13 protein-coding genes are annotated in these 12,227 nt (G+C 70.3%); 6 read left to right on the top strand and 7 right to left on the bottom strand.

Translation table 11 applies throughout. The features are described from left to right. Window positions 1–9: 9 nt before the first annotated feature. The 3 genes from ACN28I_RS46475 to ACN28I_RS46465 are packed head-to-tail and all read right to left on the bottom strand — an operon-like array spanning window position 10 to window position 3,470. On the bottom strand, window positions 10–1,335 hold the full coding sequence (locus ACN28I_RS46475; RefSeq protein ID WP_420948279.1) for a nucleotide sugar dehydrogenase: 1,326 nt from the start codon (window positions 1,333–1,335) through the stop codon (window positions 10–12). 57 nt (window positions 1,336–1,392) lie between these two features. Further along, window positions 1,393–2,166, bottom strand: coding sequence for a heparinase II/III family protein (locus tag ACN28I_RS46470; protein ID WP_420948278.1), 774 nt, complete (start codon window positions 2,164–2,166; stop codon window positions 1,393–1,395). Continuing rightward, on the bottom strand, window positions 2,163–3,470 hold the full coding sequence (locus ACN28I_RS46465; protein WP_420948277.1) for a heparinase II/III family protein: 1,308 nt from the start codon (window positions 3,468–3,470) through the stop codon (window positions 2,163–2,165). The genes ACN28I_RS46470 and ACN28I_RS46465 overlap by 4 nt, the downstream gene beginning before the upstream one ends. Window positions 3,471–3,827: 357 nt before the next feature. On the opposite strand from ACN28I_RS46465, the gene ACN28I_RS46460 reads away from it, so the two are divergent. The 6 genes from ACN28I_RS46460 to ACN28I_RS46435 all read left to right on the top strand — a co-directional run bounded on the left by ACN28I_RS46460 (window position 3,828) and on the right by ACN28I_RS46435 (window position 8,001). Next, window positions 3,828–4,685, top strand: a complete 858-nt coding sequence (locus ACN28I_RS46460; RefSeq protein WP_420948276.1) for a histidine kinase dimerization/phospho-acceptor domain-containing protein — start codon at window positions 3,828–3,830, stop codon at window positions 4,683–4,685. Between the two features lie 3 nt (window positions 4,686–4,688). Next, complete coding sequence (locus ACN28I_RS46455) at window positions 4,689–5,261, top strand: YaeQ family protein (protein WP_420948275.1); 573 nt, start codon at window positions 4,689–4,691, stop codon at window positions 5,259–5,261. Next, window positions 5,258–5,617: a hypothetical protein gene (locus ACN28I_RS46450; protein ID WP_420948274.1), complete on the top strand. Its 360-nt coding sequence runs from the start codon at window positions 5,258–5,260 to the stop codon at window positions 5,615–5,617. Before ACN28I_RS46455 ends, ACN28I_RS46450 begins: the two co-directional genes overlap by 4 nt. A 120-nt stretch (window positions 5,618–5,737) precedes the next feature. Further along, window positions 5,738–6,520, top strand: a complete 783-nt coding sequence (locus tag ACN28I_RS46445; RefSeq protein WP_420948273.1) for an alpha/beta fold hydrolase — start codon at window positions 5,738–5,740, stop codon at window positions 6,518–6,520. A 155-nt stretch (window positions 6,521–6,675) separates the two neighbouring features. Next, window positions 6,676–7,098: a hypothetical protein gene (locus ACN28I_RS46440; RefSeq protein ID WP_420948272.1), complete on the top strand. Its 423-nt coding sequence runs from the start codon at window positions 6,676–6,678 to the stop codon at window positions 7,096–7,098. Window positions 7,099–7,212: 114 nt separating this feature from the next. After that, window positions 7,213–8,001 carry a hypothetical protein gene (locus tag ACN28I_RS46435; RefSeq protein ID WP_420948271.1) on the top strand — a complete coding sequence of 263 codons (789 nt, stop codon included), beginning with the start codon at window positions 7,213–7,215 and terminating at the stop codon, window positions 7,999–8,001. 2 nt (window positions 8,002–8,003) lie between these two features. On the opposite strand, the gene ACN28I_RS46430 is transcribed toward ACN28I_RS46435, so the two are convergent. From ACN28I_RS46430 to ACN28I_RS46415, 4 genes are all read right to left on the bottom strand, one after another. Further along, window positions 8,004–8,633 carry a DedA family protein gene (locus ACN28I_RS46430; protein WP_420948270.1) on the bottom strand — a complete coding sequence of 210 codons (630 nt, stop codon included), beginning with the start codon at window positions 8,631–8,633 and terminating at the stop codon, window positions 8,004–8,006. 90 nt (window positions 8,634–8,723) lie between these two features. After that, window positions 8,724–11,246: a hybrid sensor histidine kinase/response regulator gene (locus ACN28I_RS46425; protein ID WP_420948269.1), complete on the bottom strand. Its 2,523-nt coding sequence runs from the start codon at window positions 11,244–11,246 to the stop codon at window positions 8,724–8,726. A gap of 12 nt (window positions 11,247–11,258) precedes the next feature. Then, window positions 11,259–11,837, bottom strand: coding sequence for a chemotaxis protein CheW (locus tag ACN28I_RS46420; protein WP_420948268.1), 579 nt, complete (start codon window positions 11,835–11,837; stop codon window positions 11,259–11,261). Window positions 11,838–11,846: 9 nt separating this feature from the next. Then, window positions 11,847–12,224: a response regulator gene (locus tag ACN28I_RS46415; protein WP_375766323.1), complete on the bottom strand. Its 378-nt coding sequence runs from the start codon at window positions 12,222–12,224 to the stop codon at window positions 11,847–11,849. Between the last annotated feature and the right edge of the window lie 3 nt (window positions 12,225–12,227).

Raw genomic sequence — 12,227 nt, 5'->3', positions numbered from 1 at the left:
CCTGACTGACTAGGCCTTGGTGACCTTCTCGCGTCCCGGGCCCACGTTCTTGCAGGCGTTGCGCGTGTCGACGACGCACTGGGACTGCTTCACCACCATGTTGTAGTCGATGCAGGAGTGGTCCGTGAGGATGACGACCGCGTCGTACTGCGCGAGCGTCTCCGGGTTCAGCGGCACCGACTGCATCGTGAAGTGGAAGCCGTGGCCCTCCTCGAGGCGGGGCACGTACGGGTCGTGGTACTCGACCTCCGCGCCCTTCTCCTTGAGCAGCGTGATGATCCGGAGGCTCGGACTCTCACGCATGTCGTCGATGTCCTTCTTGTACGCCGCGCCGAGGCAGAGCACCTTCGCCCCGTTGAGCGTCTTCTTCGTCTTGTTGAGCGCCTCCATGGTCCGGGTGACCACGTAGTACGGCATCTGCGTGTTCACCTCGCCGGCCAGCTCGATGAACTTGGTGTGGAACTCGTACTCGCGCGCCTTCCACGTCAGGTAGAAGGGATCGATGGGGATGCAGTGGCCGCCCAGGCCGGGGCCCGGGTAGAAGGCCTGGAAGCCGAAGGGCTTCGTCGCCGCGGCGTTGATGACCTCCCACACGTCGATGTTCATCCGGTCGCAGAGCATCTTCATCTCGTTGACCATGGCGATGTTGACGCAGCGGTAGATGTTCTCCAGCAGCTTGGCCAGCTCGGCCACGCGGGTGGAGGACACCGCCACCGTCTCCTTCAGCGCGCTCGAATAGAGCGCCTGCGCCACCTCGAGGCACGCCGGGGTGTGGCCACCGACGATCTTCGGGATCGTCTTGGTGTTGAAGTTCTTGTTGCCCGGGTCCTCACGCTCGGGGCTGAAGGCCAGGTGGAAGTCCACGCCCGCCTTCAGGCCGTTCTTCTCCAGCAGCGGCTTGAGCACCTCGTCCGTGGTACCCGGATAGGTGGTGGACTCCAGGATGAAGAGCTGACCGGGACGGACGTGAGGCGCGAGCGCCTCGCCCGTCTTGATGATGTAGCTCATGTCGGGCTCACGCGACGCCGTCAGCGGCGTGGGCACGCAGATGATGATGCAATCCATCTCGCGGGCCTTCGCGAAGTCCGTCGTCGCCTGCAGCTTGCCCTTGCTCGTCAGCTCTGCCAGCGGTGCGCTGGGGATGTGCTTGATGTAGCTCACCCCCTTGCCGATGTTCTCCACCTTCCGCGAGTCCACGTCGAGCCCCACCACGGGGAAGCCGGCCTCCGCGAACGCCATGCCCAGAGGCAGACCCACGTAGCCCATCCCCACCACGCCCACCCTCGCCTCCCGCCGGCGGATCTGCTCCAGCAGCGGGCTCACCATGACGCGCATCTGACTCACCTCTCCTGAAGGCGTGCGGGTCCCCCCGTCACGCCCCGTCACGAGTCTTCAACTGAAGACAACCACCCACCTCAACCACACCGGGGGCGACACCCGCACCCCGAACACCACCACCTGCGACGGCACCACGAGGCCGTACCCTGGCGAATACCGGGACGGCTCCAACCGCGGCTCCAGGCCCGCCGCGAAGAGCACCAGTGCCTCCGGTGCTTCCGCGGGACCCAACTCCACACCCATTGCCTCGAAACCCTTGGGCGCCTCCGGGACACGCAGCGCCCGCGCGAGCTGCTCGGGCGTTGGCGCCTTCATTCGCGCCTCGCGGTCCGGAAGGTGGATCCTCCCCTTCACATCGTGAAGCCCCACCCCCACCAACGCGTCCGTCACCCCGAGCGCACGCTCGCGCTTGTCCAGCACGAAGGTGCGCTCCACCCCCACAGGCGAGGACAGCGCGCGGTAGCCATCGTGGCGCACGGTGAGGCGATCCAGCTCCGCGCCGGGCTGGAAGATCTGCACGCGGGCCCGCGCCGCCTCGGGCAGCGCGAAGAGCCGGCCCGGATCCACCGGGGCCTGCTCCACGCCATCCACCTCGAGCGTGTTGTGCGCGGCGGTGGAGCGGAACGCGTTGCGCATCGCCGGCTCGCGTGTGTACGTGCCCGTGCCCGGGTCCACGATGACGGGCCGCCCACGCAGGTGCAGCTCGAAGGAGAGCTTGTCGTTGTGGCTGTGTCCGCCCACCCCGCCCTGCCCTTGCGCGCCGGCGCTCACCGTCACCACCGCGCCCGCTCCGCGCAGCACGTGGAAGCCCCCCGCCGGGTAGCTCACCGAGCCCGCGGGCCGCGCCGCGGGCAGACTCCGGAAGGATTCGAGACCCGACAGTCCGAGCAGCCAGGCGGCCTCGTCCGGGAAGGGTCCCTCCGCCAGCTTCGCGTCACCGAAGAGGGCCGCTCCCAGCGGTGCGAGGTAGCCCTGCTCGCGTGAATCCCGCTCCTGGAAGGGGAAGACGCGGCCCGAGTCGTTGTCGCCCACCTGCGGCGCCAGCCCCCGCTCGGAGGCTTCCAGGCGCGCGAGGCCTCGTACATGCGGTGCAGCCGCGCCGCGTACCGCGCCCCCAGGTCCACGCCCTGGCCCCGCGCCACCACCAGCGCCAGGGTGAAGAGCTCCACCGACAACCGGTGGTAGGGCACGGAGCCCTCGAAGGAGGTGCCCTCCGCATGCACCTGCGCCGCCATCTGCGTGCGCAGCCCCGCCACCGCGCGCGCCACCTGCCTCGGGGCGTCCGGCAGCTCCGGGAAGAGCAGGCCCGTCACCAGCAGGCCCACGTAATTGGAGACGAGGTGGTTGTTGGGCACCGCGCCCTTGTCCTCCAGGTGCGCCTCCACCCAGGCGGTGTGCTCGGCCAGCGACTCCAGCACCGGCACGAGGAACTCCGGCCTGCGCGCCTCGGGTGCGTCCGAGAACATCACCAGCGCCTGCGCCAGGTTGGCCGCACGCAGCGCCACTTCCATGCCGCACGTCCAGTGAACCCCCTGCCCCACCGGGTTGGCCTGGAGGAAATCCAGCGTCCGCGCCACGAAGGCCCGCGCGAAGCCCCGGCGTGCCTCCTCGCCGCGCTCCGCCCAGTACCCCTGACCGAGCGCCACCAGACAATCCAACCGGCCGATCACCCAGGGGAACTTGGGATCCACCCCCGGCCGCTCCAGCCGGAGCTGCTCCACCGGGACGACCGGGTAGCGGTAGCCGCTCACCGGATCCCTGCTCCAGTCGACAGGCTGGCCCTCGCCGAAGCACACCCGGGTCCCGAAGACGTCGTACTCCCCTCGGAGCGCGGCCCGGGCCCGCTCCAGGGCGCGTTCCCCGGCGCCGGGCAGCTCCGCGAGCGCCTCCAGAAGGGAGGAGCGCTGCCGCACCTCGCACCAGGCCCCGCCCGGACGCGACGACAGCGCCCGCTCGGCCAGCTCCTCCGAGGTGGAGGCACCGAAGGCCTCCAGCAGCCTCGGCTCCTCGAGCCGCTCGCGCCTCCGATAGAGGGCCTGGCGCGCCACCCCCTGGACCCGCCGCGCCATCCCCCGGGCGAGCCCTCCCGGCGCGAGCCGTGCGATCGTCGAGTAGTATCCCAGCGTCCTCATTGCAGCTCCGTCCCATCCCGGACGAGAGCGATAGCAAGTGGTCGGCCAGCGCTGGCGTAAGGAAATCCGGGGTTTGGGAACAAGGAATCCCCGCAGGCCAGTAAAAAGGTTGGATGGCTTGGGGTATGGGTGGGAAAGGGTTTTCCTTCCGTCACCCTTTCGGTTCCCACGCAGGGCTGCGTTGCACCGTTCGCCCACCGTGGCCATTCCTCCTGTGTGCAGGCGGGTGCTTGGATTGGGTGGCGCGTGGGGCGAAGTGTCAGCGCCTCCGAGGTGGAGCGAGCAGTCTCGGCCGTAGCCGAGCGGGCGCTTCACCACGGGGCGAAGGCAGGACTCGCTGCGCTCGTGGAGTCGGTGGTGCGTCTGACGGAGACGCCGGGGGCCGCCCTGTATGCGGGTGGCCAGTGCGTGGCGCTCGCGGGGACGGCACCGCCCGTTCCCACCCGGGCCCATCCTCTTCAGATGATGAAGGATGGGCGCACCACCCTGGTGCTGGGCACGCCGTGCGTGGACACCACGGATCGGCAGCAGCTCCATCGCCTGACGGCCCTGGGCAGCGCGCTGCTGGCGTGCCGGGCGCGGGAGGAAGCGGCCCGGGCCGAGCACAAGCGGCTGCGGCTGGAGCGGCTGCGGCTGATGGAGCAGCTCGCGCACCGGGAGCGGGCCTGGTCCCGCGCGGCGCATGACCTGCGCACGCCGCTGCTCGTGATGCAGGGGTATATCGACATGATGACCAAGGGCATGGCGGGGGTGCTCACGCCTGCCATGCAGCGCTACCTCGAGCGCATGGGCCGGGCGGCGGGAGAGATGAACGTCCGTCTCCAGCAGCGGCCCTCGGGCGAGGACGTCCCCGCGGAGGATCTGCGTGCGGCGTTGAGCGCCACTTTCGGACCCGGGCGGAACGGCGCCGCGCGGTTGGAGCTGCCCCCGGGGCCGGTGTTGCTCCGGATGCCGAGGACGGGCTCGGCCCTGCTGGTGCGGACCCTGGAGCGGCTGCTGTCGGGGGCCGGAGCCTCCGAGGTGTTGCTGCGGATGGATTCACCGGACGGGGTGGATGCGTGGCGGCTGCTCGTGCAGGCCCGTGCGCAGCTCCCGGTGCCGGAGAAGGCACTCCAGTCCCTGGAGCGGCTCGCGCGAAGATGGCAGGTCCGGGTTTCCGTGCGGGAGACGCCCGAGCTGGAGCTGACCGTGCTGCTCCCGCGCCTCCCGGGTTAGCGGATGCGCTATAGCTGCGCTCCGATGACCCTCGCTCCGACGTTGTACGACTTCCAGATCGCCTTGAGCCACGTCGATCGCGCGATCGACCAGCCGCAGTTGGGCTTCAAGGTCGCACGCCACCCGTCCGAGACCATGCAGCGCGTCTGGCTGCGGGTGATCGCGTTCTGCTGGCTGTGGGAGGAGCGGCTGGCCTTCGGCAAGGGTCTGGGCGAGCCCGATGAGCCGGACCTCGAGTGCCGCGACTACACCGGCCTGATCACGAGCTGGGTGCGCGTGGGCAAGGCGGACCCGCTGAAGATCCAGCGCGCGGTCGATCAGAACCCGCACGCGAAGGTGTCGGTGCTGTTCGAGTCTCCCCAGCGGCTCGAGGCGTTCCTCACCGAGGCGCGCGAGGTGAAGGCCCTGCGCGTGGCGAAGGCCGAGCTCGCGGCGATCGACGCCGACCTGCTGCGCGCGCTCTCCGGCTTCGACTCCCGGCGGATCAAGCTGTCGCTGACCCTGGTGGGCGATCACGCCTATGTCGAGTGCGAGGGGCAGAGCTTCGACGGTCCGCTGACCCGCGCCTCCCTGTGAAGCTCGAACGCCACGTCGGAGGGCTCTCGCTCGCGCGCAAGGCCAACTACCTGCGTGCGCGAGGCTGGCGCGAGGAAGACGGCGGCTGGTCGAGTGAAATCTTCGGCCTGCTGCCAATGGCCAAGGCCGTCCACCACCAGCTCACCGATGACCTCAGCCAGGCGCTCCGCAAGCGGGGGTGGCTGGTGGCCGGGTTCTCCGAGCGCGGCTATGTGAAGATGCGCGATGGCGAGCAAGGCAAACCGTGCTCCTTGCCCAAGGCCCTGCGCACCCAGGCCCGCCGCGAGAAACGGCCCGTCGCCGAGCTGACCTATGAGCTGTTCCTCGCGGCGCTGCTCGAGGCGGAAGGCGCCTAGGCGTCCGTTCACGATGTTCAAAGGTGAGCGCATGCACCCCGGCCGCGATTCGTTCCCGGTGCAGTAGGACAGACTCCGAAGCTGGCCCCGGCCCATACCGGGGGGCTGGGAGCAACCACGATGAAGCACAAGGAAGCGACGACGGTGACCGTACCCGGACCCGCGGGGCGGCTGATGGCGACAGTCGAAGGCGACGGTGGCATCCCCGTCCTCTTCGTGCACGACTTCGCCGCCGACCGGACGCACTGGGCCGAGACGCAGCACGGCCTCGCGACCCGCAGCGTCTCGTTCGACCAGCGCGGAATGGGCGAGAGCAGCGGCGGCCATGGCCCCTTCGGCGTGGAGGCCTCGGTGGAGGATGTCACCGCCGTTGCCGACGCGCTGCTGCCCGAGAAGTTCGTCCTGGTGGGCCACGGCTTCGGAGCCGCGGTGGCCGGTGCCTACGCCTCGTACTACCCCGAGCGGCTCGCCGGGCTCCTCTATGTCGAGCCGGTAGGAGACATGCGCCGCACGGAGAAGGCCGACATCGCCGCCTGGCTCGAGAACTTCAGCGAGGCGAAGTACGGCAGCTTCCACGAGCACTGGTTCACGCCCCTGCTCCTCGAGGCGAAGGAGAAGACGCGCGCGCTGGTCATGAAGACGCTGCGGACCTCGCGGCGGGAGGCCGTCGCCGGAAACATGGAGTCGCTCTTCCGCCATGACCCGGGCGAGGCCTTCGAGCGCTTCAAAGGACCCACCCACGCGCTGGTCGCGTTCACCACTCCGGAGACGCTGGTGGCCCAGCGGCCCGAGCTGTCCCGCTCGGTGCTGCCGCACGCGAGTCACTGGCCGATGTTGGACGCGCCCCAGTGGTTCCACACGGAGCTGGTCCATTTCCTCGGGCGCTGCAAAACCGGGCACTGAGCCACTCCGCGCCCTCTTTTCCTCAAGGAATGGGAAGTTTCGGGGGAAGCAACTCGAAAATGCGTCCCCCGATAATCCTTTTGTCTCCGCCAGCAACGGCGGGCCACTTCCACCAACGCAGTTCGTCATCCCTATAGGGGAACGAGGGCAAGACCATGGGCTTTCTCAAGGGCATCGGCAAGGCAATCGGCGGTATCGCGCGCACGGTGGGCAAGGTCGCGGACGTCGTCGGCAAGGTGACCAACTTCCTGCAGAAGCCGCTGGACCAGATCATGGCGCCCGTGAAGAAGCTGGTGGGCGGCGCGCTGGACAAGCTGCCCTTCGGCATCGGCAACTTCATCAAGCCCTTCGCCGACAAGTTCCTGGACAACGCCCTGTCCTTCGTCGCCGGTGGCCCGCTGGGTGGCCTGGGCCTGCTGACCAAGGCCATGCCCACCATCAAGAAGCTGGGCGACCTGGCCGAGGCGGTCGGTGGCATCGCCAAGAAGGTCGGCGACGCGCTGCCTCCCCAGGGCGGCATCAACCTGCAGAACATCTTCGCCCACGCCCACGCCCACAAGCTGCTCGAGGCGGCCTGAGCCCCTCGCGTCCCTGAACGCGTCGCAGACGCGTCACATGAACAAGGGCCGGTCTTCCCTCTACGGGAGGCCGGCCCTTCGTGTTTCGCGAGGGGATTGGGATAGCCTGCGGCCGTGAATTCCCCACAACCGGAGTCGCCGCCACCCCTGAAGGTGCTGGTGGAGCAGGCACGCTCACCCAACGCGGGCCGTGCCGAAGTGGACGCACTGCTGCGCGGTCTCGCCCAGCCGCCGCGGCCCGGCGAGGAGGCTCACGAGCGGGCGGAGCTGCTCCGCCGCATCCTCGACGACAAGCGGCTGCGCTCGTTCATCGGGAGCCAAGGCCGGCAGGTGCACGGAGCCGCGGCCCAGGCGATGGTGGCGCTGGGTGAGCCGTATTCACAGCAGCTCTCCCCGCAGGACCGCGTGGCGATGCGTGCGGCCGAGACCCGCGCGTCTCAGTCCCCCGTATCCCAGTCCCGCGCGGCCCCGTCCCGCGCCGAGCCCGCCGACAGTCAGGACGAGGCCCAGGAACCTCTGGCCGAGGGGATCTCCCTCCGGCAGAGCTTCGGGCGCATGCTCCTCATGGTGGTAGGCGCCGTCGAGCTGTACGTCATCCTGTTCCACATCGCCCCGCGCCAGGGACTCCCGCTCGTGCCGCTGATGTTCTCCGTGGGCACCACCTTCGTGCCAGCGTGGTTGGCAGCCTCCCCAAAGGCCGTGGCCCACCGCGGGCGGCACTTCTCCTATCTCGGACTGGTACTCTTTCCCTGCGCGCCCATGGCGTTGGGAGCCGTCGCCTTCTTCGTGCTCGGCTCTTCCAAGCCCACGAGCACTGATTACCTGTTTCTCTACGTCCCCCTGGCGATGGTGGCCGCACGGCTGGTGGCGGCGGGGTGCCTGTACACACGGCCCAGGAAGTGACCTCAGGGCTCCCCTTCGGGAGCCTGCACCACGCGCGCGGCACGCACCGCCGCCCGCCGCCGCCCCCAGCGCACGCCGAGCACGCCCAGGGCCACCACCAGCGCCGCGAGCAGCAGCCACCGCAAGCCGCCCCGCACGTCCGCGAGCACCTGGGGGCCGAACCGGAAGCCCAGCCACGTCATCCCCATGGCGGGAATCCACGCCGCGGCGGCATCGGCCAGGAGGAACCGGCGGTAGGGCAGCCCGGTGGCTCCCGCCAGCAGGAACGCCGGGGCGCGCAGTCCCGGCAGGAAGCGCGCGAGGAACACCGCCATCGCCCCTCGCCTCGCGAACATTCCCTGGAGCAGCCCGATGCGCGCGGGCGTCAGCATCTTGGACAGCTTGGGATGCGAGAACACCTTGGGCCCCAGCGAGCGGCCGATCCGGTACAGCGCACTGTCCCCGGCGACGATGCCCAGATAGGCGGCGATCGCCATGACGGAGAGGCTCGCGCCACTATGCGCGACCACCAGCCCACCGGTGATGATGACGAGTTCCTCGCTCAGCGGCGCGCCGACTCCGCACAGAACGAGGAGCAGGAACACCGCCGGATACGAGAACCCCGCGATCCATAGTGCGACCTGCGCCTCCACGCCGCCTCCTGGTCCCCGGCAACATGGACATGCCGGGACACGGGGAAAAGGGGAGCCCCCCTGAGGGGAAGGCCCCGCCCCCTCGCCTGCTCAGGCGCCCGAGGGCAGAAGCTGACGCACCAGATCCAACAGTTTGCCGCGCTCCACCTCGCGCTTGACGAGGTAGCCATCCGCCCCCGCGTCCAGGCCGGCCGCCCGCTCCTGCGGACTGTCCAGCGAGGTACAGAGGATGACGGGGAGGTGCGACAGCTTGGGATGGGAGCGGATGCGGCGGGTGAGCCCGATGCCATCCAGCCGCGGCATCTGCCAGTCACTCACCACGAGCTGACAGGGCGTGCGCTCGAGGATGCCCAGCGCCTCCTCGCCATCACCGGCCGTCACCACCGAGTAGCCGGCGATCTCCAGCAGCGACTTGATGGCGAAGCGGGTGGTGAGCGCGTCGTCGCACACGAGGATGTGCGAGCGGCGGACCTCGGTGGCGGCGCGCAGCACCACCGGAGCGGCGGCCACGCGCAACAACTCGGGGGCGTTGAGCACCGGCACCACGCTGCCGTCATCCAGCACGGCGGCCCCGGCCAGGTGCGACACGGTCTGCAGGTGCCGCCCCAGCGAGCGGACGACGATCTCCTGCTGGCCCACCACCGCGTCCATGGCGAACACCGCGCGCACGCCGCCGAGCGCCAGCACCATGGCCGTCTGCGGCTTGCCCGACTCGATCGCCAGCGGCAGCCGGGGCATTCCGATGGCCGTGGAGAGGGGGTGGAAGGGCAACTGCTCGTCCTCCACGCGCGCCACCACGTGCCCGGCCACGGTGCCCACGTCCGCCGGCGCCAGGCGCAGCACGCGCTCCACCGCGTCCGAGGGAATGGCCACCACCGCCGTGCCCGTCCGCACCAGCAGCCCCAGCGCGCCCGCGAGAATCAGCGGCAGGTCGATGGTGAAGCGCGTGCCCTGGCCCTTCTCGTAGGAGAGGTCCACCGCGCCCTGCAGCCGCGTGGCGGTGGTCTGCACCACGTCCAGGCCCACGCCGCGCCCGGACGTCTCCGTTACCTGATCCCTCGTGGAGAAGCCCGGCTCGAAGACGAGCCGCGCGGCCTGCATCTCGGTGAGCTTGGCGGCTTCCGCCTCGGTGAGCAGCCCGCGGCGCACGGCCGTGGCCCTCACGTTCTCCGGGGACAGGCCTCCGCCGTCATCCTCCACCACCACCGCCAGCCGCGTGCCCCGGGGCTCCACGCGCACCGTGAGCTGTCCGCGCGGCGTCTTGCCCGCGGCCGCACGCTGGGCCGTCGTCTCGATGCCATGGTCCAGCGCGTTGCGCACCAAGTGCTGCAGCGGATCCTTCAGCACGTCGACGATGCGCCGGTCGATGCGCACGTCTCCACCGGCGAGCACCAGCTCCACGTCCTTGCCCAGCCGCGCCGCCAGCTCACGCACCGTGCGCTTGAGCGGCTCCAGCACCTGCGAGGCCGGCACCATCCGCAGATCCCGCAGGTCGTCGCGCACCACCTGGGCCACCAGCGCGAGCTGCTCGCCCTCGCGGTGCACGTCCTTGGAGAGCTGCACCAGCCGCTTCTGCACGCCGCGCACCTGCCCCACCCCGGCGCGCAGCGACTCCAGCGCGCCTCCGCCACCGGAGAGCGCGAGCTGCTGGGCCGCGCGCTCCAACTGCAACAGGGCCTGGTGCGTCTGCTCCAACAATTCCCGGTGCGCCTCGGCGCGGCGAAGCTGCTGCGCCCGGCCCGCCGCGAGCTGCTCCACCTGGAGCGCCAGCGAGTCGAGCGTCCGCACGGACACGCGCACCGCCCGGTCCATGTCCGCCTGGCGCCTGCCAGCCGCCGAGCGGGCCGTCACCTCGGGCTCCGCCGGGGCCGCCGCGGGCTCGGCCGGAGTCTCCTCGGCGAGCGACTCCAGGGCACCGCGAAGCTGCACCAGCGCCCCCGCGATGTCCGAGGCCGCCACACTGGCCCCGACGCCCGCCTCCTCCATGCGCGCGAAGCCCGTGCGCACGGAGCTCGCCAGCGACTCCACGGCGGAGATGCCGGCGGTGTTGGCCGCGGCCTTGAGCAGCTCGGCCAGCCCCACCGCCTCCCAGACGGCGCCCGGCCTGTCCTCCAGGCCCGGCGAGCACAGCCGGCCCAGCGACGTCTCCAGCTTCTCCAGCGTCTGCAGGCCGTCGCGGCGGAACTGCGCCGGCACCCTCGCCTTCACCTCGGGGACCTGCTCGAAGCCGCCACGCCCGAGCGCGCCCAGCAACTGGCCCAGGCCCTCGATGGCCGGCATCTCGCCGGAGTCCCCGCGGTTGAGCGCGGCCTCCATGGCGGAGAGGATCCGCAGCGTCGTCTCCACCAGTCCGGGAGGCGGCACATGGCCGGGAGCGCAGCGCGCCAGCCCGTCCTCGAGCGCGTGCATGAGCTGCTCGATGTCCGCCAGGCCCAGACTGGCCGCGGAGCCCTTGAGGCTGTGCACCTCCCGCTTGAGCGCGGTGAGCTGCTCCGACGCTTGATCCGCCGTGCCCTGCTCCAGCCCCAGCACCGCGGTGCCAATGGTCTGAAGCTGCTCACGCGTCTCCGCGGCGAAGATCGGCCAGAGGCTCCGCAGAACCCGAGGATCCATTCGTTTCTCGCCCTATCCCCGCCCCACCACCGCGGGATCGCTGAGCTGGACGATGTCCAGCACCATCAACCGCTCCCGGGTGAGGAACGTGAAAGGTCCAGGCGGAGGGTGCGACAGGTCCGCCCGAGGCAGCTCCTGCCGTCCGTCCACCTCTTCGGCCGCCAGTCCGAAGAACTCCTCGGACACCTCGACGACCACCACGCGCGTCAGGTCGGACATGCCGCCCCCTTCCAGGCCGAGCACCTGCCGCAAGTCCAGCACCGGCACCACGCGCGAGCGCGACACCAGCGCGCCCAGCACGTACCGCGGCGCTCCCGGCAACGGGCACAGGCCCTTGGATTCCAGCACGTGGTCCACCGCGTCGATGGGCACGGCGTAGCGCTCCCCCCCCACGCGGAAGGAGAGCACCGACATGGTCTCGCGCCGCTCCTCATGGCGCGACTCGGCCAGCGCGCGCGCACGATCGGCGAGCACCTCGCGGCGGCGCTCCGGGCTGAGCACCTGCGCGCCCTCGAGCACCGCCTGCGCCTCGTCCAGCTTGCGGCGCAGGGCCGTGTAGTCGATCTTCTCGCGCGACTGGTCGCCGGCCATGACCCCTCGTCAGTACTTGCTGGCGGGAAGCTTCAGGATGCTGCGCACCTTCTCGCGCAGGTCATCCACCGCCACCGGCTTGTTGAGGAAGGCGCTCGCACCCACCAGCCGGCCACGCTGCCGGCTCGAGTCATCCTTGAGCGACGTCAGCATCACGAAGGGCGTGGAGAAGAGGATGGGATCGGCGCGCACCGCCGCGCACAGCGCGAACCCGTCCATCTCCGGCATCTGCACGTCCGAGATGATCAGATCCGGCTTGACCTCCCGGGCGCGCGCCAGGCCCAGCACTCCGTTGCCCGCCTCGAAGAATTCCAACCCCCACCCCATCAGGTAGACCTGGATGAGGTTGGTGATGGTCTTCGTGTCCTCGACGATCAGAACCTTCATACG

The sequence above is a fragment of the Archangium gephyra genome (genome assembly GCF_049060025.1).
GTDB lineage: Bacteria > Myxococcota > Myxococcia > Myxococcales > Myxococcaceae > Archangium > Archangium gephyra_A.
The sequence above is the reverse complement of the archived record's forward strand: the minus strand, read 5'-3'. Positions and strand labels throughout refer to the sequence as shown.